The 20227-nt window shown below is 73.4% G+C and carries 20 protein-coding genes; 8 read left to right on the top strand and 12 right to left on the bottom strand.

Annotated features, from left to right (window positions below; translation table 11 throughout):
* Nucleotide 1: 1 nt before the first annotated feature.
* From V2J52_RS03215 to V2J52_RS03180, 8 genes are read right to left on the bottom strand one after another with little or no spacing between them, the layout of a single operon-like run.
* Entirely contained in the window at nt 2–643 is a 642-nt protein-coding gene (locus tag V2J52_RS03215; protein ID WP_331226213.1) for a hypothetical protein, read from the bottom strand.
* On the bottom strand, nt 640–999 hold the full coding sequence (locus V2J52_RS03210) for a hypothetical protein (RefSeq protein ID WP_331226212.1): 360 nt from the start codon (nt 997–999) through the stop codon (nt 640–642). Before V2J52_RS03210 ends, V2J52_RS03215 begins: the two co-directional genes overlap by 4 nt.
* Nucleotides 989–4990, bottom strand: coding sequence for a type VII secretion protein EccCa (gene eccCa, locus V2J52_RS03205; RefSeq protein WP_331226211.1), 4002 nt, complete (start codon nt 4988–4990; stop codon nt 989–991). The genes V2J52_RS03210 and eccCa overlap by 11 nt, the downstream gene beginning before the upstream one ends.
* Nucleotides 4987–5787: a hypothetical protein gene (locus V2J52_RS03200; protein ID WP_331226210.1), complete on the bottom strand. Its 801-nt coding sequence runs from the start codon at nt 5785–5787 to the stop codon at nt 4987–4989. The genes eccCa and V2J52_RS03200 overlap by 4 nt, the downstream gene beginning before the upstream one ends.
* An 8-nt stretch (nt 5788–5795) precedes the next feature.
* Nucleotides 5796–7109 carry an EsaB/YukD family protein gene (locus V2J52_RS03195; protein WP_331226209.1) on the bottom strand — a complete coding sequence of 438 codons (1314 nt, stop codon included), beginning with the start codon at nt 7107–7109 and terminating at the stop codon, nt 5796–5798.
* Nucleotides 7106–7351: a hypothetical protein gene (locus V2J52_RS03190; protein ID WP_331226208.1), complete on the bottom strand. Its 246-nt coding sequence runs from the start codon at nt 7349–7351 to the stop codon at nt 7106–7108. The genes V2J52_RS03195 and V2J52_RS03190 overlap by 4 nt, the downstream gene beginning before the upstream one ends.
* Nucleotides 7341–8408: a DUF6177 family protein gene (locus V2J52_RS03185; protein ID WP_331226207.1), complete on the bottom strand. Its 1068-nt coding sequence runs from the start codon at nt 8406–8408 to the stop codon at nt 7341–7343. The genes V2J52_RS03190 and V2J52_RS03185 overlap by 11 nt, the downstream gene beginning before the upstream one ends.
* Nucleotides 8405–9376, bottom strand: a complete 972-nt coding sequence (locus tag V2J52_RS03180; protein ID WP_331226206.1) for an FHA domain-containing protein — start codon at nt 9374–9376, stop codon at nt 8405–8407. The genes V2J52_RS03185 and V2J52_RS03180 overlap by 4 nt, the downstream gene beginning before the upstream one ends.
* Nucleotides 9377–9647: 271 nt before the next feature.
* Between V2J52_RS03180 and V2J52_RS03175 the strand changes: the two genes are divergently transcribed.
* The gene (locus V2J52_RS03175) at nt 9648–9971 is read left to right on the top strand and encodes a hypothetical protein (protein WP_331226205.1); all 324 of its coding nucleotides are present in this window, start codon (nt 9648–9650) and stop codon (nt 9969–9971) included.
* Here the strand turns inward: V2J52_RS03175 and V2J52_RS03170 are convergent.
* The 3 genes from V2J52_RS03170 to V2J52_RS03160 all read right to left on the bottom strand — a co-directional run bounded on the left by V2J52_RS03170 (nt 9961) and on the right by V2J52_RS03160 (nt 11920).
* Nucleotides 9961–10200: a PspC domain-containing protein gene (locus tag V2J52_RS03170; protein ID WP_331226204.1), complete on the bottom strand. Its 240-nt coding sequence runs from the start codon at nt 10198–10200 to the stop codon at nt 9961–9963. The two genes, V2J52_RS03175 and V2J52_RS03170, sit on opposite strands and share 11 nt — an antisense overlap.
* A gap of 169 nt (nt 10201–10369) precedes the next feature.
* Nucleotides 10370–11128, bottom strand: a complete 759-nt coding sequence (locus tag V2J52_RS03165) for a DUF6308 family protein (RefSeq protein ID WP_331226203.1) — start codon at nt 11126–11128, stop codon at nt 10370–10372.
* Nucleotides 11129–11230: 102 nt separating this feature from the next.
* Nucleotides 11231–11920, bottom strand: coding sequence for an alpha/beta fold hydrolase (locus V2J52_RS03160; RefSeq protein WP_331226202.1), 690 nt, complete (start codon nt 11918–11920; stop codon nt 11231–11233).
* An 85-nt stretch (nt 11921–12005) separates the two neighbouring features.
* Between V2J52_RS03160 and V2J52_RS03155 the strand changes: the two genes are divergently transcribed.
* Both V2J52_RS03155 and V2J52_RS03150 read left to right on the top strand, forming a co-directional pair.
* The gene (locus tag V2J52_RS03155; RefSeq protein WP_331226201.1) at nt 12006–13067 is read left to right on the top strand and encodes a DUF932 domain-containing protein; all 1062 of its coding nucleotides are present in this window, start codon (nt 12006–12008) and stop codon (nt 13065–13067) included.
* Nucleotides 13068–13090: 23 nt separating this feature from the next.
* Nucleotides 13091–14086, top strand: coding sequence for an asparaginase domain-containing protein (locus V2J52_RS03150; protein ID WP_331226200.1), 996 nt, complete (start codon nt 13091–13093; stop codon nt 14084–14086).
* A gap of 15 nt (nt 14087–14101) precedes the next feature.
* Here the strand turns inward: V2J52_RS03150 and V2J52_RS03145 are convergent, their stop codons facing one another.
* The gene (locus V2J52_RS03145) at nt 14102–14986 is read right to left on the bottom strand and encodes an oxygenase MpaB family protein (RefSeq protein ID WP_331226199.1); all 885 of its coding nucleotides are present in this window, start codon (nt 14984–14986) and stop codon (nt 14102–14104) included.
* 70 nt (nt 14987–15056) lie between these two features.
* On the opposite strand from V2J52_RS03145, the gene V2J52_RS03140 reads away from it, so the two are divergent.
* From V2J52_RS03140 to glnA, 5 genes are all read left to right on the top strand, one after another.
* On the top strand, nt 15057–15641 hold the full coding sequence (locus V2J52_RS03140; protein WP_331226198.1) for a CueP family metal-binding protein: 585 nt from the start codon (nt 15057–15059) through the stop codon (nt 15639–15641).
* A gap of 139 nt (nt 15642–15780) precedes the next feature.
* Nucleotides 15781–16761, top strand: a complete 981-nt coding sequence (locus tag V2J52_RS03135) for a PPK2 family polyphosphate kinase (RefSeq protein ID WP_331226197.1) — start codon at nt 15781–15783, stop codon at nt 16759–16761.
* Between the two features lie 29 nt (nt 16762–16790).
* Entirely contained in the window at nt 16791–17804 is a 1014-nt protein-coding gene (locus tag V2J52_RS03130) for a PHP domain-containing protein (protein ID WP_331226196.1), read from the top strand.
* 45 nt (nt 17805–17849) lie between these two features.
* Complete coding sequence (locus V2J52_RS03125) at nt 17850–18794, top strand: 5'-3' exonuclease (protein ID WP_491062156.1); 945 nt, start codon at nt 17850–17852, stop codon at nt 18792–18794.
* Nucleotides 18795–18882: 88 nt separating this feature from the next.
* Nucleotides 18883–20220 carry a type I glutamate--ammonia ligase gene (gene glnA / locus V2J52_RS03120; protein ID WP_331226194.1) on the top strand — a complete coding sequence of 446 codons (1338 nt, stop codon included), beginning with the start codon at nt 18883–18885 and terminating at the stop codon, nt 20218–20220.
* Nucleotides 20221–20227 lie beyond the last annotated feature (7 nt).

Here is a 20227-nt window from a genome sequence, read left to right as displayed (position 1 = left end):
CTCAGGGCCGTTTCGGATGGGTAGTAGTCCCCATGCCCGTGGTGAGGCAGCGCAACGCTTCCGCCGCGATCGCGACGCCGGACCGGTGGGCGTCGGCGAGAGTGCGTGAGGCGCCCGGTGCGGGGATGTCACCGCCGGCCGCGAGCGGTGCGCTGCGGCGCACCGGTACCAGGGCCGCGGGGATGCCGAGCGCGTCGGCCCGCCGCCGGAGCTCGGTGCCGGTGAGTCCTGTTCCGGTGGTGGCGACGGGGACGACGACGCACCGGTGCCACGCGTCGTCCGGGCCGGTGGCGTACTGCTTCAGCGACGTCGCGACGTCGCGCAACCCGGCCTCGTGCGCGCCGCAGACGAGCACGAGGGGGGCGTGGTCGCGCAGCGCGGTCAGCGCGACCGCCCCGGCATCGTGCAGGGTGAGGTCCGGCGTGCGAGTCGGCGCGGCCACCGGAAGGCGCGCGTGCAGCGATCCGCCGCCGTGATCGACGAGCTTGACCGCATGGTCGCCGTAGGTCGTCAGCGCCCACCACAGCAGCCCGGTGACGGTCGTGACGCCGACGCCGCCGGCCACCCCCGCCACGGTGACCCGGGCCCCGGGTGGCAGGCGGGAGTCCAGCCAGCGCCGGGCCTCCGGTGCGAGGACGCTCACTCGCCGTCCTGGACCAGGCAGGCGCCCCCGAGCTGGGCGGAGAGCTCGTAGGCGAGCCTCACCCCGATGTCCCCCTTCGCGCCCCAGGGCGCCAGCGCCTCGATCCACCACAGCGGGTCCGGCATCGGCGGTGCGTCCGGCAGCAGCCGTTGGAGCTCGGCGGGGTTGGAGACGTCCTGCGGCTGGTAGACGCTCAGCACCGCGGTGTCGCCGTCGCCGTCTCCGCGGCAGAGCTCGTGCACCGAGCCGTTGTAGAGGGTACGGACCCGCAGCGTGTCGTCGACCGCGACCCCGGCACGCAGCAGCGCCTGCGCGTCGGGTGGGCTGGGGGACAGGATGACGATCTCACGTGGCACGGGACCCACCTCCGGGGAACAGGGCGAATTGCGCGAGGTGCGTGCGGTCACCGCGGCGCAGGATCTTGGCGCGGCCGGGTGGCAGCGCCTCGGCGTAGGTGCGGGGATAGATCTGCCCCTCGCTCCGCTCGCCCGACATGAGTACACCGGTACCCCCGGTGTCGCGCAACGTCTGCAGGATCGGGTCGTACAACGCCCGCGAGGCGCCGGCCACCGGCCGGGTGAGCAGGACGTGCAGCCGTAGGTCGCGCGCCGCCGGCAGGAAGGGCCGCAGCGGCGCCAGCGGGTCGGTGCCGCCCGAGGCGAGGATGTCGTAGTCGTCGACGACGACGACGATCCGTGGCCCGCTGCCACGTGCGCCGCCGGTGCGGCTCTCCAGCTCGGTCGCGATGGACGTCGCCAGCGAGCCGGCCAGCTGGGCACTGTTCGCCAGGCCACCGAGGTACTCCTCCGGGCAGCTATCCGCGAGCCCGCCGCGGACGTCGCAGATGGCCAGCACGAGCTCGTCCGGCGTCGCGCGGTCCACCAGCCCGCTGATGACGCCGCGCAGCAGCGTGGTCTTGCCGCTCGCGGTGTCGCCGAAGACGATGAGGTGCTGGTCGCGGTTTCCCAGGTCCAGCAGCTCGACACCCATGGTGTCCTGGCGCAGCCCCAGCGGCACGGCGTCCGGCTCGTCGAGCGGGTCCGGCAGCTCGTCCGGGGACAGCTCGAGGGGCAGCAGCCGGATGGGGGGCGCGGCCGGCCCGCCCCACGCCTCGGCGACGGACCGGGCGAGCTCTTCAACCTGCGCGCCGACCGGTTGCGCGTCGGAGTCCGTCGCGGCGGTTGTCAGTACCGGCAGGGCGACCTGGGCGAAGCGGTGCTCCTCGGTGAGGACCCGGCCGGGCTGGTCCGAGCGCAGCGTGGCGGACAGCTTGCGGCCGATGGTCGACTCGGCGGGGTCGTTGAGGCGCAGCTCGACCCGGGTGCCGACGAGGGACTGTGAAGCCATTCGCAGCTCGTTGAACCTCGTCATCGTCGCGACCACGTGGATGCCGTAGCTGCCCCCGCGCTGGAGGAGGTCGGTGAACGACTCGTCGAGCTCCTCGAACTCGGTGCGGGTGGCGCCGAGGCCGTCGACGAGCAGGACGACGTCCGCCGCGGCGAGCTCGGGGATCCGGCCGGCGGCGTGCTCGGAGCGCAGCATGGCGAGGGAGTCGATGTCGTGGGCGGCGAACACCCGTTCGCGCTGCGCGAGCATCCCGTGCAGCTCCTCGAGCAGCCGGCGCAGCCGGTCCCGGCTGGCGCGGGTGGCCACCCCACCGACGTGCGGGAAGCTCTGGATGCGGCCGAGCCCGCCACCGCTGAGGTCCATGCCGTAGATGGCCACCTCCCGCGGGGTGTGGCTCAGGGACAGCGACGCCGCCAGCGTCCACAGCAGCGTGGTGCGCCCGGACTGCGGGGCACCGGTGATCGCGACGTGGCCGCCGGCCCGGGTGAGGTCGAGCACCCACGGCTGCTGGCGTTGGCGGGCCGGGTCGTCGAGGGTGCCGAGCGCGGCACGCAGTCCGCCCCGGGCGGACCGGGCCTGCAGGCCGCGCTCGGGCCGGCGGACGACCGGCCCCAGGACGTCACCGAGCGCGAGGGAGGTGGGCAGCGGCGGCAGCCAGACCGGCCGGGTCAGGTCGGCGGCGCCGGCGAGGCGGTCGACGATGACGTCGACGAGCGTGAGGCCGGTCGTCGGCCGGACCAGCTCGGGCTCGCCCGAGGGGCTGCCGTCGTCGATCTCGTTCACCTGTGCCACGCCCTGGTAGATCGGCAGCAGCAGCGGGCGCGGGGTGATGTCGGAGGTGGGCTCGGCCGAGACGTGCACCGGGCCCGAGACGTAGGCGGCGCGGAAGCGCTGGTAGACCGTGGTGTCGACCTTGAGGTAGCCGAAGCCGGGCACCGCGGGCAGGTGGAACGCGTCAGGGGTGTCGAGCACCACCTGGCTCTCGCCCTCGGAGAAGGTCCGCAGCCCGAGCCGGTAGGACAGGTAGGTCTCCAGGCCGCGGAGCTTGCCGGCCTCGATCCGCTGGCTGGACAGCAGCAGGTGGATACCGATGGAGCGCCCGATCCGGCCGATGGTCAGCAGCAGGTCGACGAAGTCCGGGTCGGCGGTGAGCAGCTCGCCGAACTCGTCGATGACGACGAACAGGTGGGGCAGCGGCGGCAGGTCCGGGCGGGTCTGGCGCAGTTCGCGGTAGTGGGTGATGGACGGCGAGCTGCCGGCGTCGCGCAGCACCTGCTGGCGGCGCACCACCTCGCCGGCGATCGAGGACCGGGCACGCTCGGTGAGGCCGGCGTCGTCGGCAAGGTTGTCGATGATGCCCGCGACGTGCGGCAGCGACGCGAAGGGCGCGAAGGCGGCCCCGCCCTTGTAGTCGACGAGGATCATCGACAGGTCCTCGGGCGGGTGGGAGATCGCCAGCGCCGCCACCAGGGTGCGGAGCATCTCGCTCTTGCCGGAGCCGGTCGCCCCGACGCACAGGCCGTGCGGCCCCATGCCGAGCTGGGCGGACTCCTTGAGGTCGAGGAGCACCGGCCGGCCGCTGTCGTCCAGCCCCAGCGGGACACGCAGGAAGTCGCGTGAGGACCGCGGCCGCCAGTGGGTCGCGGCCTCCAGCGTGGTGGGGTCCCCGATCCCCAGCAGCTCACCGACCCCGATGGCGGCTTGACTGGCGGCGTCGGCGGAGTCGGTGATGCTCAGCCGCAGCGGCATGAGGGCGCGGCACACCCCGGTGAGCAGCGCGGGCGCGACGTCGTCGACGGTGGCCCGGACGGGCTCCGTCGTCTGGCGGGCCAGCCGGGCGTCGAGGTCCGGGTCACGGAGGTCCTCGACCTCGACCTGCCCCGCGTCGTCGACGGTGAGCCGGATCTTGACGTCGGAGGGCTCGTGCAGCCGGTCGGCGAGCAGGTGGACGATGGTGACGCCGAGGGCCTCGGGGGTGAGCGACTCGTCGACCTGCGGCAGCGTGCCGGCGACCTCGCCGTGCTCGTCGGCGATGACGAGCAGCCGCGGGCCGAACCGGGCGATCGCGCCACCGGCGCTGCGCTGGGCAGAGGCGGTGGCCATCGCCCGCTCGGTGAGCTGCGGGCCGACGACGCGTACCAGCGAGGGCAGGTCGCGGGCGACCCGCCGCACCGGCAGCGGGCCGTCGAACATCTCCTCGTCGACCAGGTGGGGCACGGCGCCGACCGCGGCCCAGTCCGGCGCCCGGTCCGGCGCGAAGGTCAGCGCCAGCATGAGGTCGTCGGGGGCGTGGAGGGCGACCGCCTGGGCGATCAGTGCCCGGGCCACCGCGAGCGTCTGGTCGCGGGGTCCGATGACGGCGACCTCTCCGGCGAGGTCGAGCGGGACGGTCACCGGCATCTGCCGGACGGTGGCGTAACGGCGGACGACGGCCTCGGCCTCGGCCTGCATGGTCGGGTCGAACGGCTGGGTGGGGTTCTGGTCGACCGGGACCTGGATCGGGAACCACGGCCGGTCGCCGGTGCCCACCCGCAGCTCGAGGAAGTCGCTGTCGCCGCGGCGTCGCTCCCACCGGCGGGCCGGGTTGCGGATGACGTCAGGCAGCGCGGCCGGGTCGGGATGGACGCTGCGGGCCCGCTCGCGGGCCTCGTCCTCACCGCCACGCAGCTCGCTGCGCAGCTTCTCGAGGTAGTCGAGGTAACGCTCACGCTGGGTGCGCCGGTTGCGGGCGGCCTGGCCGCGCTGGCTCACGGCCATCCCCACGCCGCCGACGATCGCGACGACGAGGATGACGATCCCGAGCAGCACGAACAGTGGGTTGTTGCGCAGCACCATCATCATGGTCATCGACGCAAGCGCACCGGCGACCGGCAGCAGCGACTGGAGCGGCAGGCCGCCGGCGGCCTCACCGAGCTGCGGGGGAGCGGCGACGTCGACGGCGGTCGCCGGCTGGACCGGCGTGACGACCCGGGCGGGGCGGTGCACCCGCTCGACGGTCATGCCGCCACCCCCACGGTCACGCGGACGAGCTCCGCTGCGACGGCGGCGTAGGCAGCCCGCGACCGCAGCCCGAGGCGCGCGGTCACTGGGCGGCCGTCGCGGAGCCCGGGTGCGTGGGGCACGGTGAGCACCGGCAGGTCGGTGGCCCGCGCGAGCATCGGCCCGGTGGGCCCGGCGCTGCCTGCGACGTCGACGAGCACGAGCGCGACGGGCACGGTGCCCTCGGCCGCCACCGACGCCGCGAGGGCGGCCGCTCGCTCGGCGGGACCACGGTCGGCGCGGGCCACGACGGCGACGACGTGCGACGCGGCCGCGACCCGGCGCAGGTCATCCTCGCCGCGGACCCCCCAGTCGGTGAGCACGACGTCGAAGAAGCGACCCACCCGGTCGAGCGCGGCGTGCCACTCCTCGGGGGTGGCAGGCACGGGCCCGCCGTCACCGACGACGATCAGCCCGGTCCGAGACCGTGGGGCGAGCTCGCGCGCCTGCGAGGCGCGGGTGATCCCGGCAGCGCTGAGCGCGACGTGCCCGAGGGCGGGCGGGGCGTCGACGCCCGCGGCGGCCGCCAGCGCGCCGTGCCCGCGCGCCGCGTCGACGGCGAGGACCTCGCCGGTGCGGCGGCCGGCGAGCGCGCTGCCGAGGCGCGAGGCGGTCACCGTCGCGCCGGCACCGCCGTCGGCCTGCAGGAAGGCGATGCGCCGGCTGGTGGGAACGGCGCGGCGGAGGCCGGCGTCCGCCTCCGACAGCTGCCGCACCAGGCCCGGGGCGCCGGTGGTGACACGGAGCAGGTCGGCCACGGCCCCCATCAGAACGTCTCCAGGAGCCGGCCGTAGACACCGAGCACGCCGAGCAGCACCGGCAAGATGCCGAGCACGCCGATGGTCTCGACGAGGTCGCCCAGGCGCCGGAAGCGGGCGCGCTGCCGGCCCGACGGGGTCAGCGCGGCAGCGATGGCGATGACCACGCCGAGGCCGGCTGCCACGGCGGTGGCGAGCGTCGGGCTCTGCGCCGCGACCGGGCCGAGCAGCAGCACGGTGACCGGGACGAGCACCGCGGCCCACAGCGCCACGACCTGGGCGCGCAACGGCAGGCTCCGGGTCCGCAGTGCTAGCACGACGACGGTGAGCAGGCCGAGGACGACGGCGGCGCCGGTGTCCGAGGTGAGCAGGCCCGCCGTCGCCCACGCGGCGGTGATGGCTACCGCGACGGTCGACCAGGTGAGGACGCGGTAGGCGTCGTCGATGGAGGTGCGCACCTCGGCGGTGGCGGGCGGGTCGCCGTCGAGCGCCTGGTCGTCGAGGCCGGTGAGCCCGGAGGACGTCATCGCGTACCAGGGCAGCAGCCCGGCGGCGATCGCGGTGATCGCCGCGACGATGGCGTCCGCCTCGACCGTGGGCAACAGGTGGCCCAGCGCGAGCGCCAGCAGGGTGAGTGCGATGCCGGCGATCGCGCCGGTGAGCGCGCCGCGTGACGCCCGGCCGATGCCGATCCCGGCGCCCAGCACGGCCCAGATCGCCACGAGCCCGAGCCGGAGCATGTCGGCCCCGTCGAGGGTCGCCAGGCCGGCGAGCACGAGGGCGGGAACCAGGCCCACGCCCACCGCGGTGAGGACTCCGCCGGCGTAGTGGCGACCGGCGCGGCCCAGCGCGGCAGCGACGACCGCAGCGACCAGCACGCCACCGGCGAGCAGCGGCAGCCCGTCGGTGTCGGCGGCCGCGGTCAGCACGAAGATGAGGGAGGCCACCGCGGTGGCGATCCCGACGGCCATCGTCGCCACCGCCTGCCGGGTCCGCAGCGTCCAGCGGTCGTCGCGCTCCGCGAGGTGGTCGGCGGCGGAGTCGGTGACGTCGGCGACCTGCGGCGGCGGGGGAGCGTCGGAGGTCCGGACCAGCCGCAGCACCTCGCCGTCGGGCAGGTTCTGGGTGAGGCAGTCGGTGCCGAGGTCGACCTGCTCCCCGGTCACCCGCACCAGGGACACCGACTGCGGCACCTCGTGCGGCTCCTCGCGCAGCAGGGCGAGGAGGTCTGGAACCATCGCGCCCAGCGCCTCGGTCGAGGGGACGACGACGTCGGCCCGGGTGCTGGTCCCCACGAGCGTCAGGCGGGTGTAGTCACTCATCGGGCATCCGTCTCGGTCTGGTGCGCGGTCGCTGCCTGGTCGCCGGTGTTGGCCTGCACGAACGACCACCCGGCGCAGCCGGCGCAGGCGAGCGCGGCGAACACGACGCTGCCGATGAACCGGCGGACGTTGTCCTTGGTCGGCCGCCGGTCGACCAGCTCGCCGTGGAGGAAGGCGCCGCGCAGCCGCTGCCGGTGGACCTTGGCGGACTCGAGGATGAGGGCATCGGAGTCAGCGGGCACGGCTGCTCTCCAGCCAGGTGCCCGCGAGGTCGACGATGCTCTGGACGCGGTCCCTGCCGAGGTGCTCGATGATGGCATCCAGCCGGCCCCAGCCCGGGTCGCTGAACCCGCCGAGCGGGAAGTACAGCCCAGGGATGCGGGGACGTCCGACGACGCGGGCGTCGAACCGTTCGGCCAGCGCCGGCACGTACAGGCCGAGCTGGCGCACCCCGGGCGGGCCGATGAGCATGCCGGCCACCGTCGGCGGCGCGGCGAGCGTCGAGTCCAGGGTGAGGTCGTGGCGACCGGTGCGCGCCATCACCAGCCCGAACTGCGGCATGTGGTGGGCGGCCAACGAGGCGAACGCCCCGGGCAGCGCCTCCAGCGCGCGGCGGGCGGAGTCGCTGCCGGGGGCACCGATCGGAAGCATGAGCTGGGTGGTCTCCTCCAGGCCGTCGGAGGTGCGGATGACCTGGATGGTGCCGCTCAGCGGCCGGTCGGCCGCGCCGGCGACGACCAGCGTGGTCTCGCGCGGCATCCGTGAGCGTGCCACCCCGGTGAGGGCGGTGCGGTCCCAGCGGCGCAGCGCGGGCTCGAACGGGCCCCAGCCGGTCGGGACGGCGCCGGCGAGCTCCTCGGCGAGGATCTCCACGGTGCCGCCGAGCAGGGTGGTGTCGGTTGCCTTGTGACGCACGGACTGGGAGATCACCAGCTGGACCGCCTCGGCCGAGCCCTGGCCGGGCCGCAAATACCTGACCGCGACGTCGTCCTTGGTCTGCAGCGGTGTCGCGTCGAGGACCTCGGCGATCGTGGCGAGCCGCCGGCCGTTAAGGCCGTTGCGCAGCGTGCCGTCGGTCGCTCGCACCACCCAACCGCCGTGGACGTCCTGGAGCAGCTGCTGCAGCGGGTAAGTGAGCCTGGTGACCTCGTCGCTGACGAGGACGACCCGGCGCCCCTCGGCCGCTGCCTGCACCAGCAGGCCGGCGCGCGACTCGCTGAGGTAGGCGATCTCGGCGCGTGTCTCGGTGACGAGCGCGCCACCCGCGCGGCCGTCCAGCGCCGGGTGACGAACGCTCATCGGGGGTCTCCTTCTGCGGTGGTGGTCACGGTCACCGGCTGGTCGCCGAGGTGGACGGTCGAGCCGGGCTCGAGCGGCGACTCGACCCGCGGCGCGAGGCGCCGCCAGGTGCCGGCCAGGTCCGTGACGGCGGTGCCGTTGGTCGATCCTCGGTCGGTGACCCACAGCGTGCGGCCGTCCCACCGCAGCGTGGCGTGCGTCTTGGAGACGGTGCGCTGGAGGTCGTTGACCGGAACGAGGGCATCGACGTGCTCGTCGTCGCGCGGCTGGGGGTTGCGGCCGAGCAGGGCGGTGCCGGTGGTGGTGAAGCGCCCGCCGTCGGCCGTGGTGACCACCATGGCGATGGGCTGAGCCGGACGTGCCGGCTCTCGGACGGGCGGCTCGTGGAGCATGGTCTGCTCGACGCGGGGTGCCCGGGAGCCCGGGGAGCCCGGGGCCGGCGGGTGGGGGGCGTAGGACGTGGGTGGGGCCGGCGCGGGCGCAACCGGCGCTGGTCCCCAGCTCCCGCCGCCGGTCGCGGCAGGCCTGCGCGGCGGCACCGGACGGGCGTGGCCCACGGTGCGGACAGGGTCGCGCCCGCGGCGGACGTCGAGGGTGATGCCGTCGGCCCGCCACGCGGCGATCACGCGGCCGAGGCCGAGGGGCAGGCCGGTGAAGAGGTCGACGGTGCGGGCCCCGGCGAGCAGCCCGCCGAGCGTGCGGCCGGTGAGTGCGACCGCGGTGAGCGTGAGCAGGACGTACAGCACCGTTGCCGCCCAGGCGGCCGTGGTCAGCCGCTCCGGCCCGAGAAGTGCTGTCACTGCCAGCGCGAGCGCGAGCGCGACGTCGACGCCGACCGCCAGCGCACGCGGCAGCGCGCCGGCTCTGCGGCAGCCGGCGAGGAGGGTGGGCAGCGGGCTGGGCGCCGCGGCCGGGGCCGTCGAGGTGGCCGCACCGCACGAGGGGCAACGCTCGGCGGATGGGCTCACTGGCGTCGCGCAAACCCCGCACGAGATCGCGGGAGCGACCGTCATGGACTTGTCCTGACCTTCCCTCGACGACTTGGCCGTGGGCGCACCGAGGTGACAACCCCCGCGCCCATGTCGGGACGATAGTTGCACACGAGTGGTGCTCCGGCGGAAATCGGACAGCGGTGACACGGCCGGCGCTCCACAGCTGGCCGCCGGCCGCGGTATGGTCCGGGGACGCGGGGGGTGCGCGGCAACGACGGACGTTGCGCGAAGCACGAAGGGCTTGCTCGTGGCTGCACCCGGTGGAGACGTGTCGTTGGTTGTCGGCGTCGGTCGCCGGCCACGGACCCTGACCTTGCTGATGGTGGTGTTCGCGGTGCCGGTCCCGATCGGCATCGTGCTGGCGCTGCTGCCTCAGCTGCAGCGGATCGGCGAGGTGTCTCACTGGCCGTGGGAGGAGTACGGCGTCCTTGGCTGGTGGCTCATCCCGCTGAGCCTGGCGCTGGCGGCGGGGTTCGCCGGCGCGCGGCCGGGCCGTGCCCGCGCCCGTGAGACCTGGGTGCTCGGTGCGCTCGCGGTGCTCACCACCGCGGCGCTGTTCTTCAACCCTTGAACAGACGCTCCAGCGGGATCGTGCCGTCCTGCCACGGCAGCAGCAGCCAGACCACGAGGTAGAGGCCGAACCCGATGCCGGGCAGTAGGAACAGGACGAGCGTCAGCACCCGGACAACGGTCAGGCTGGCTCCGAGGCGATCGGCGATGGCGCCGCAGATGCCGCCGAGGATGCGCTGGGGCCCGCGTCGGAAGCCGAGGCGGCGGATGGACTCGAAGAATGAGGACATGCTCACCACGCTAGGGGCCTGGCCGCCCGCACGGCTATCAGGTATCCCCCTGACCCGCCCCTGACCCCCGCCGCGACAGCCGAGTTGTCCCCGAGAGCAGAGTTGTCCGCGAGAGCAGCCTTGTCCGCGAGAGCAGCCTTACCCGCGACAGCAGCCTTGTCCGCGGGACTCAGCCCTCGGTCGGGCTGGAGCGGTAGGTGAACAATGCGACGTCGAGCAGACGCAGCCGACTGACGTCGAGCGGGTTGCCCCCGGACTCGCTCACCGCGGCCTGGTGCGCCGCGTCAATCGCGTGGATGACGTCCTGGTGAGCGATGACGTGCCGGAACACCTGCCAGTCGGCGCGGTGGTCGTCGTACTCGGTGGTGCCGAACAGCTCTCGGACCCCGGCGTCGCGGATCGGGTAAAGGTCGGGACGCTTGCGAGCGCACAGCTTGCTCGCGACGACCCAGCGGTCCGGTCGCTCCCTCTCGGGCGGGCTGACGGCGTCGAGCACCGCCAGGTAGAACTCGCCCATCGCTGCCAGTGCGTCAGTGTCGGCGGTCGCGAGCAGCGCGTCCGGAAGCTCACAGAGCGCGGTGGTGACCCGGTCGCGTGAAGGGCCGGGTTCAAGAAGCCGACGCACGTCGTGCGGAGTGAACGTGACGTCCAGCAGCGAGGTCGCGACGAGATCGGTCGCCGTGACGTTTCGCCACTCCTTCGGCTCCAGGTCGAGGAAAGTGGAAGCGGCGTTGGCGCCGGCTCGGTCGTAGTAGCGGGCGAGGCGCCGGTGCGCCGGGTTCGCCGTCGTCGTGCTCAGCGCGGCGAGGCTCAGGTCGACCGCCGCGTCCAGCAGCGCGTCGTCGACCGACGGCCAGTCCGCGGGGAGCGCCAGCCACGGCGGCACGGCGTCGTGCTCGACCGCTCGGTGAGTGCTCTCGACATCCATGTCTTGACCATGCCATGCCTGTGCGGGAGCCGGTAGTGGACCGGCAGCTGGCTGCACCGGCGCGGGTCTGCGCCGAGGCAGCCATGGCGCTCCGGGCCTCGGTCAGCCCACCGTGCGCCAGTAGGAGTCGAGCTGAGCGGCGACCTCGGCGGGGCGGCTGAGGGCCACCAGGTGCCCGCCACCGATCACGTCGACCGGTAGGCCGAGGCGCTGCTGGGCCGCCCGTCGCTGCAGGCCGACCGGGAAGAGCCGGTCCTCGCGGCCTGCCAGCACCCGGGTCGGCACGTCCGGCCAGGCACGCAACGGCCACGGCTCGGTGAACGGGGTCCCGGACTGGTCCCTCGTCCGTCGCCCGGCCTCGATGAACAGCTCCGACGGGACGTCGTGCCCGAAGAGCACCTCGGGATCCTCAAGATCGGCGAGGTCGAGCCCCAGGTTCCTGGCGTTGTCGGCCATCGCTGCCGCCTGTCCGGTCGCCGTCCACCACTCGCCCCCGGTCTCGCCGGGGACCGGGATCATCGCGTTGAGCATGACGAGCAGGCGGACGGCAACCTCCGTGCAGACGATGGGTGCGACGAGGCCCCCCATCGACTGGGCCACCAGCGCGACGTCGTCGTCCGCCGGCACAGCAGCGCGGACCACCTGGACGTACTCGGCCAGCCCGGCGGAGTCGTCGTCGGCAGGCAGCTCGACCGCGACGGCACGGTGACCGCGCGCCTCGAGGTGGGCAGCGACGAGGTGCCAGAACCAGGCCGATCCACCGGCGCCAGGGATGAGGACGAAGGTGCACATGCAGGGGTGGACCGGCCCGGCGCCGTGAACTCATCGGGCGATGTCAGTGGTCGGTGGTGGGGTGTGGTCAAGGAGGCCGATCCCCATGACGACCGAGACGATGCAGTCCCTCAACACCAACATCCTCATCGGCAACACGCGGTACCGCGGCACCGCCTGGCACTATCGGGCCGAGCACCAGGGCACCGAGCCGAACCACTACCCGGGCCCGATCCCACCCGGCGACGTCGAGCGGCGGCTCTTCGCCTGGCGGGCGGTGTCTGTGCCGATCGCCGTGGAGCGACCGGCCGACATCCTCACCATGACTCATCGGGGCGCCGACGGCATGCCGATGCGGTGGGAGGGCGTCGCCGGCCGTCAGGCGATCACCCGCAGCGACAACGGGCACGTCCTCGGTGTGTTCACCGACCGCTACGAGCCGCACCAGTACACCGACTACCTGCTGGCGACCGTCGAGAACATCCTCGACGACTCGCTCTCGATCAGCTCGGCCGGCGTGCTGCGCGACGGCGCCGCCGCGTGGGTGGAGGTGAGCGTTCCGGAGTCGATCACCACGCCCGAAGGCGTCGAGTTCCGGCCGAACCTGCTGGCGACCACCACGCTGGACGGATCGCTGTCGACCACCTACAAGCGCACGGTCACCGACGTGGTGTGTGACAACACTCGCGCGGCGGCGCTGCGGGAGGACGGCCAGCAGCTGCGGATCAGGCACTCGCGCCACTCGCAGGTCAAGCTCGCCTCGGCCCGCTCGGCGCTGAGCATCGTCCACACCGCGGCCGAGGACTTCGCCGCCGAGGTGGCCGCACTGTGCCGGATCGACATCGACGCTCGGACCTGGGACCGGTTCCTCGACTCCTGGGTGCCGCTCACCGGCGACGACGGCGACCGGCTGCGGCCGCAGGCGATGCGCAACGCGGAGGCGAAGCGCGCCGCCCTCGCCCAGGCCTACGTCGATGATCGACGGGTCGCGCCGTGGGCCGGCACGGCGCACGCGGTGCTGCAGGCGGTCAACACCTACGAGCACCACTGGAGCCCACCGACCCGTGACTCCCGCCCGCAGCGCAACATGCGCCGCGCGGTCACCGGGGAGTTCGAGAGCCTCGACCGCCGGGCGTGGGAGGTCCTGACGCGGGTGCGGCAGGTGTAGCGACCGGCTGGCATGCTGGACCGATGCTGCCGGTGCTCGCCATCGGTGCCCTCGGAGGCACCATCGCCATGTCCGACGCCGCACCGGGCGCCGGGGCGGCACCGTCGCACGACGCCGCCGCGCTCGTGGCCGCGGTTCCGGCGCTCGCCTCGTTCGCCACCGTCCGCGCCACCAGCATCCGCAACAAGCCGTCAGCGTCCATCGACGTCGCCGACGTTCTCGCCGCCCTCACCTGGGCACGCGACGAGGCGGACCGCGGCGTGACCGGTCTGGTCCTCACCCACGGCACCGACACCCTGGAGGAGACCGCCTACCTGCTCGACATGCTCTGGGACCGCGACCCGCCGATCGTCGTCACCGGAGCGATGCGCGCGTTCGACCAGCCCGGCACCGACGCCGCCGCGAACCTGCTCGCCGCTGCCCGCGTCGCCCTCAGCGCCGGCTCGCAGCAGCGCGGCGCGCTCGTCGTCCTCAACGAGGAGATCCACCTCGCGCCCCGGGTGACCAAGGCGAGCTCCACCGGGCCGGAGGCGTTCGAGTCGCCCGGATTCGGCGTCGCCGGCCGGGTGGTCGAGGGGGAGGTGAGGTATAGCGCGCCGGCTCCGCGCCGAGCGGAGGCGCTGCCGGTACCGGGCGGGGGACCGGTGGACGTGGCTCTCATCGAGGCGCCCCTCGCGGACGACGGGGCCGCCGTGCGGGCGCTGGCAGCGGCCGGTTTCGCCGGGCTGGTGGTCGACGCCTCGGGCATGGGGCACGTGTCCGCGGCCACCGCCGACGCCCTGGAGTCGGCCATCGCCGACGGCGTCGCGGTGGTGGTGGCCTCGCGCACGCTGCGCGGCGGGACGGGCCGGGTGACCTACGGCTACGCCGGCTCCGAGATGGACCTCATCGCGCGCGGTGCGGTGATGGCGGGGGAGCTGTCCGGGCGCAAGGCCCGGCTGCTGCTCCACGTGCTCCTCCAGGTGGGCCTGCGCGGCTCGCGCCTGTCCGGAGTGTTCGCCGAGCGCGGCCGGATCTGACCCGCCGGACCCTCGTCACGCGGCGGTGGGTGAGTCCTGCGCCTCGGTCGCCTTGGCCCCGCCCATCACCCAGCGAAGCCCGCGAGTGGCCACCTCACCGGCCAGCCGACCGACGGTGGCGTCCCGGCGCGGGTGGTTCGGCAGCCCCAGCGGCTCACGTGCCCACGACGGCAGCGTGGCGACCGCGCCGCGCCCGATGAGGGCGTAGCCGGCACGTGCGGCGCCCTTCACCGGCGGGCGGTGCAGGACGAAGTCGGCCGCCTCGAGCGCTGCCGGCGTGGCGGCCAGCTCGGACCGGTAGTCCTCGAGCATCGCCGTGAGCTCGCCCCGGGTCGTGGGCACGACCTCCGCGCCGAGCCGGTGGGCGACCCCGGCGGCCTGCGCGACGTAGCGGTCCGCCTCCGCCGCGGTCAGCGGCCGCCGGCCGAACCGCTCATGGGCGGTGAGGAAGCTGTCGATCTCAGCGACGTGCACCCAGCTGAGCAGGTGCGGGTCGTCGGCCCGGTAGGGGCGGCCGTCCGGCGTCGTGCCGGCGATGTGCCGGTGGACCGCCCGGACGACGGCGACGGCCTGCTCGGCGTCGTCGACCGTTGCGAACGTGGTCTCGGCGATGAACGTGCTGGTTCGCGCCAACCGGCCCCACGGGTCGTTGCGGTAGTCGGAGAAGTCGGCCACCGCCGCCATCGCCAGCGGGTGCAGCGACTGCAGCAGTAGGGCGCGCAGGCCGCCGACGTACATCGACGCATCGCCATGGACGCGTTGGATCGGGTCGTCGGCGTCGAACCACCGCTCGCCGGGCGTGTCATGGATGCGCGCCCGCGCGGTGTGAGCATCGGGTCCCGCCACCCGGGCGAGCAGCAGGTCGGCGAGGCGCCGTCGGGCAGTAAGAACCGGTTCCATACCTCCAGTAAACGTCGTGCGGGGACCTTCGGCTCACAGGAGGACGAGAATCACCCGCAGAATTGTCCCCATGAGGAGAATCTTCGCTGCCGTTCCGCTCATGATGCTCGCCCTCGCCGGCTGCGGGGGCGCCGGCACCGCACCCGCTGCGCCGGCGGCCGATCAGCTGCCCGCCGGCATCGAGGCCGCCTTCGCAGACCACGGCCTGTCCGATCTGAGCGGCAAGGAGATCGTCGACCACCTCGACCGGCTCGCCGGACCCGACCGCCCGACCGATCTCATGGCGTCGGTCCGCGTCGGCGAGCTCGTCGTCTCCGACGGCGTCGACGAGGTCGGCGTCCCGCTGCCCGACGACGAGTTCTACCTGTCGTTCTCGCCGTACGTGGACAGCACCCACGAGTGCTACTTCCACAGCCTCACCACCTGCCAGGGCGAGCTCACCAGGCAGGACATCGAGGTCCGGATCGTCGCGGACGACGGCGAGGTGCTGGTCCACGAGGTAGCCACCACGTTCGACAACGGCTTCGTCGGCTACTGGCTGCCGCGAGACATCGACGCCACCGTCGAGGTCGGCTACGAGGGCCTCACCGGCGAGCTGGACATCGCCACCGACGCCGACAGCCCCACCTGCCTGACGACGCTGCAGCTGGCGTAGCGGGCGCGTTCCTCGACCGTCACCTCACCCTGACCGTCCCCCCGCCTGGTACCGCAGCCAACCACGGGCGGTCGACCGAGGAGCGGGCTGGTCCTGACCGCGCTAGCGTCGCTGTCATCCACCCGACGAGAGGACCGTCATGTCGCCGAAGAACCGCTGGCGCGGTGATCCCGCCGCACTGCTGCGCCCCGGTGCCGACTTCTCCCTCGCAGACCTCGACCGGCGCGCCACGCCCGGATGGTCGGGCGACAAGGAGCAGGGCAAGGCGTTCGGCTCGGGACGGGGGACGTTGCTCTCCGAGCTGCAGGAGCGGCTGTTCGCCCATGGCCGCAGCGGTGGGAACAAGTCCGTATTGCTGGTCGTTCAGGGCATCGACACCGCAGGTAAGGGCGGCATCGTGCGGCACGTCATCGGGATGGTCGACCCGCAGGGTGTCGCGCTGCGGTCCTTCGGCCGGCCGACCGAGGAGGAGCTGAGCCACCACTACCTGTGGCGAGTACGGAACTCGCTTCCCGCGGGCGGCATGATCGGGGTCTTCGACCGCTCGCACTACGAGGACGTGCTCGTCGCACGCGTCGAGAACCTTGTGGAGCCGAAGGTCTGGCAGAAGCGGTACGACGAGATCAACCGCTTCGAGCAGGAGATCGTCGACGCCGGCACCACGATCATCAAGGTCGCTCTCATGGTGTCCCGGGAGGAGCAGGGCCTGCGCCTCATGGAGCGGCTCCAACGGACCGACAAGCACTGGAAGTTCAACCCGGGTGACGTCGACACCCGCCTGCAGTGGGACGACTACCAGCAGGCCTACGCGGACGTCTTCGAGCGCACGAGCAGCGACGCCGCGCCGTGGTACGTCATCCCCGCCGACCGCAAGTGGTACCCGCGCCTCGCCGTCACCGAGCTGCTCACCCAGGCGCTCATCGACCTCGACCTCCCGTGGCCCAAGCCTCGCTGGAAGGTGGCGACCCAGCAGCGCCGGCTGGCGGAGACCATGGACGCCGCCACCCTCGCCGAGGCCACCGGTGCTGCCAAGGGCATCAGGAAGAAGGTCCGGCAGAGCGAGGAACGCTTCGCCAAGGCGGTTGCCGCGGCCGGCAACGTCCCTGGCCCGGTGGCTTGAGGTCGGGACCTCGGCTCGGTGACCGGACCATGAACCCGATCGACGCACTCAAGCGGGTGGCCTACCTGCTCGAGCGTGAGCAGGCCGAGCCGCGGCGCCCGACCGCCTTCCGCCGCGCGGCGCGGCGGCTCGAGGAGCTGCCGCCGGGCGAGCTCGACGCGCGTCTCGCGGCAGGGACTCTCGGGTCGTTGCGCGACGTCGGGCCCCGGACGGCGCAGGTCGCGACCGAGGCCGCCGGCGGCACCGTCCCGGCCTACCTGGCGACCATCGAGGAGCGGGCGACCGGTCCGCTGGCCGACGGCGGGCAGCAGGTACGCAGCTGGCTGCGCGGCGACCTCCACGCGCACTCGGAGTGGTCCGACGGCGGGACGCCGATCCGGGACATGGCCGACGCCGCCGTCGCCCTCGGGCACGACTACCTGGCACTGACCGACCACTCGCCGCGGCTCACCGTCGCCCGCGGGCTGAGCGCCGAGCGGCTGCGGGAGCAGCTGGACGTCGTCGCCGGTCTCAACGAGGAACTCGCGCCGTTCCGGATCCTCACCGGGATAGAGGTCGACATCCTCGAGGACGGCTCGCTTGACCAGGACCCGGACCTGCTGACGGAGCTCGACGTCGTCGTCGCCAGCGTCCACTCCAAGCTGCGGATGGAGCGGCGCGCGATGACCCGGCGGATGGTGGCTGCGGTGGCCGACCCGAGGGTCGACGTCCTCGGCCACTGCACCGGGCGGCTGGTGACCGGCGGGCGGGGCACGCGACCGGAGTCGCAGTTCGACGCCGACGTCGTCTTCCGCGCCTGCCGGGACAACGACGTCGCCGTCGAGATCAACTCCCGGCCCGAGCGGCGCGACCCGCCCACCCGGCTCCTGGTGCAGGCGATCGAGACGGGGTGCCGCGTCGCGATCGACACCGACGCCCACGCGCCGGGCCAGCTGGAGTTCCTCGACCACGGCTGTGCCCGCGCTCAGCACCTCGGCATCCCACGCGAGCGGATCGTCAACGAGCTGCCGCTCGACGAGCTGCTCGCCTGGACTCACCGCTGACGCCGCCGCGTTGAGCTGACGGCGCGCGACGGGCATGCTGTGCGGGTGACCGGTCCCCTGCTGCTCCTCGACTCCGCCGCGATGTATTTCCGGGCGTTCTTCGCGCTGCCGGAGAAGATGACCGCCCCGGACGGCACCCCGATCAACGCCGTGCGCGGCTTCGTCGACACCATCTCCCGCCTGGTCGCCCGCTGGGAGCCGTCGCGCGTCGTCGCCTGCTGGGACGAGGACTGGCGCCCGGAGTTCCGGGTCGCGGCGATCCCGTCCTACAAGGCGCACCGCGTGGCGGCCGACGGCGGAGAGGAGGTCCCGGCGTCGCTGGCGGCCCAGGTGCCGATCATCGTCGATGTCCTCGCCGCGCTCGGCATCCCGCGCGCCGGCGCTGCCGGCTACGAGGCCGACGACGTCATCGGCACGCTCGCCACCCGCGAGGTGGCGCGGCCGCGTGAGCAGCGGGCCTCGCAGGTGCTCGTCGTCACCGGGGACCGCGACCTGTTCCAGCTGGTGGACGACGACGCCGGGATCGGCGTCCTGTACCCGGTGCGCGGCGAGAAGGAGATGCCGCTGATCGACCAGGCCTGGCTGCGGGAGAAGTACGGCGTCACCTCCGGCGGCACCTACGCCGACATGGCGATCCTCCGGGGGGACCCGTCGGACGGGCTGCCGGGCGTGGCCGGCATCGGTGAGAAGACGGCTGCGGCGTTGCTCGCCAGCCACGGCGACCTCGCCGGCATCCTCGACGCGGCGTCGCACGTCGGCGGCGGACTGACCGCCACCCAGCGCAAGCGGCTGGCCGAGGCCGACGAGTACCTCGCCGCCGCCCCCGGCGTCGTGCAGGTCGCCCGCGACGTGCCGCTGCCCCAGTTCACCGCCACGCTCGCCGACGTGCCCGCAGACGGCGACGCCGTCCTGCAGCTGGCCGAGCGCTGGGGCCTGGAGTCGCCGCTGCGGCGACTCGTCGACGCCTGCGCCGCCGTCAGCCGAGACTGAGCGCGCGGCGCGCTACCGGCGCACGCTGCACCATGATTGGCTACGGGGGCAGCACGCGCCACGCAGGCACGACACCAGGGAGCCGCACATGGACAGGCAGCAGGAGTACGTCCTTCGGGCCGTCGCGGAGCGGGACATCCGGTTCATCCGGCTGTGGTTCACCGACGTGCTCGGCGTGCTCAAGTCCGTGGCGATCGCGCCCGCCGAGCTGGAGAGCGCCTTCGCCGAAGGCATGGGGTTCGACGGCAGCGCCATCGAGGGCCTGGCCCGTGTCTACGAGGCGGACATGCTCGCCGTCCCCGACCCGGCGACCTTCCAGGTGCTGCCCTGGCGGGGCGACGAGCACGGCGTCGCCCGGATGTTCTGCGACATCCGCACCCCTGACGGCCTGCCCGCCCGGTCCGACCCGCGCAACGTCCTCAAGCGCACCCTGGAGAAGGCCGGTGAGGCCGGTTTCACCTGCTACACGCACCCGGAGATCGAGTTCTACCTCTTCGAGCAGCAGCAGAAGGCCGACGACCCGCTGGTGCCGATCGACACCGCCGGGTACTTCGACCACGTCGCCCGCGGCACCGCCCACGACTTCCGCCGCGAGGCCATCACGCTGCTGGAGTCGATGGGCATCTCGGTGGAGTACTCCCACCATGAGGCCGGCCCGGGCCAGAACGAGATCGACCTGCGCTACGCCGACGCGCTGTCCACCGCGGACAACATCATGACGTTCCGCACCGTCGTCAAGGAGGTCGCGCTGCAGCAGGGCATCATGGCGACCTTCATGCCCAAGCCGCTCATCTCGTTGCCCGGCTCCGGGATGCACACCCATTTCTCGCTGTTCGAGGGCGACGTCAACGCCTTCTACGACCCGTCCGGGCAGTACCAGCTCTCCAAGGTCGGCCGGTCGTTCATCGCCGGCCTGCTGCACCACGCGGCGGAGATCTCCGCCGTCACCAACCAGTACGTCAACTCCTACAAGCGGCTGTGGGGCGGGGGAGAGGCGCCCAGCTACGTCAGCTGGGGCCACAACAACCGTTCCGCGCTCGTCCGGGTGCCGATGCACAAGCCGGACAAGGGGCCCTCCACCCGCGTGGAGTACCGGGCGCTGGACTCGGCCGCCAACCCGTACCTCGCGTTCGCGGTGCTCATCGCGGCCGGGCTCAAGGGCATCGAGGAGGACTACGAGCTGCCCGAGGGCGCCGAGGACGACGTCTGGGCGCTGAGCGACGCCGAGCGGCGTGCGCTGGGCATCTCGGCGCTGCCCGGCAGCCTCGAGCAGGCGGTGGACGTCATGCGCGGATCGGAGCTCGTCGCCGAGACCCTCGGGGAGGACGTCTTCGAGTTCGTCCTGCGCAACAAGCAGCAGGAGTGGACGGAGTACCGCTCGCAGGTGACGCCGTACGAGCTGCGGCGCCTCCTGCCGGGCGTCTGAGTCGCCG

This window comes from Georgenia sunbinii (assembly GCF_036421875.1).
Lineage (GTDB): Bacteria > Actinomycetota > Actinomycetes > Actinomycetales > Actinomycetaceae > Georgenia_B > Georgenia_B sunbinii.
The sequence above is the reverse complement of the archived record's forward strand: the minus strand, read 5'-3'. Positions and strand labels throughout refer to the sequence as shown.

Excerpts from the sequence above, each read along its gene's own strand:
- V2J52_RS03130 (WP_331226196.1), top strand. The coding sequence starts at position 16,791 with ATGAACCCGATCGACGCACTCAAGCGGGTGGCCTACCTGCTCGAGCGT.
- V2J52_RS03165 (WP_331226203.1), bottom strand. The coding sequence starts at position 11,128 with ATGGATGTCGAGAGCACTCACCGAGCGGTCGAGCACGACGCCGTGCCG.
- eccCa (WP_331226211.1), bottom strand. The coding sequence starts at position 4,990 with ATGACCGTCGAGCGGGTGCACCGCCCCGCCCGGGTCGTCACGCCGGTC.
- V2J52_RS03160 (WP_331226202.1), bottom strand. The coding sequence starts at position 11,920 with ATGTGCACCTTCGTCCTCATCCCTGGCGCCGGTGGATCGGCCTGGTTC.
- V2J52_RS03155 (WP_331226201.1), top strand. The coding sequence starts at position 12,006 with ATGACGACCGAGACGATGCAGTCCCTCAACACCAACATCCTCATCGGC.
- V2J52_RS03150 (WP_331226200.1), top strand. The coding sequence starts at position 13,091 with ATGCTGCCGGTGCTCGCCATCGGTGCCCTCGGAGGCACCATCGCCATG.
- V2J52_RS03185 (WP_331226207.1), bottom strand. The coding sequence starts at position 8,408 with ATGAGCGTTCGTCACCCGGCGCTGGACGGCCGCGCGGGTGGCGCGCTC.
- V2J52_RS03145 (WP_331226199.1), bottom strand. The coding sequence starts at position 14,986 with ATGGAACCGGTTCTTACTGCCCGACGGCGCCTCGCCGACCTGCTGCTC.
- V2J52_RS03170 (WP_331226204.1), bottom strand. The coding sequence starts at position 10,200 with ATGTCCTCATTCTTCGAGTCCATCCGCCGCCTCGGCTTCCGACGCGGG.
- V2J52_RS03140 (WP_331226198.1), top strand. The coding sequence starts at position 15,057 with ATGAGGAGAATCTTCGCTGCCGTTCCGCTCATGATGCTCGCCCTCGCC.
- V2J52_RS03195 (WP_331226209.1), bottom strand. The coding sequence starts at position 7,109 with ATGAGTGACTACACCCGCCTGACGCTCGTGGGGACCAGCACCCGGGCC.
- glnA (WP_331226194.1), top strand. The coding sequence starts at position 18,883 with ATGGACAGGCAGCAGGAGTACGTCCTTCGGGCCGTCGCGGAGCGGGAC.
- V2J52_RS03135 (WP_331226197.1), top strand. The coding sequence starts at position 15,781 with ATGTCGCCGAAGAACCGCTGGCGCGGTGATCCCGCCGCACTGCTGCGC.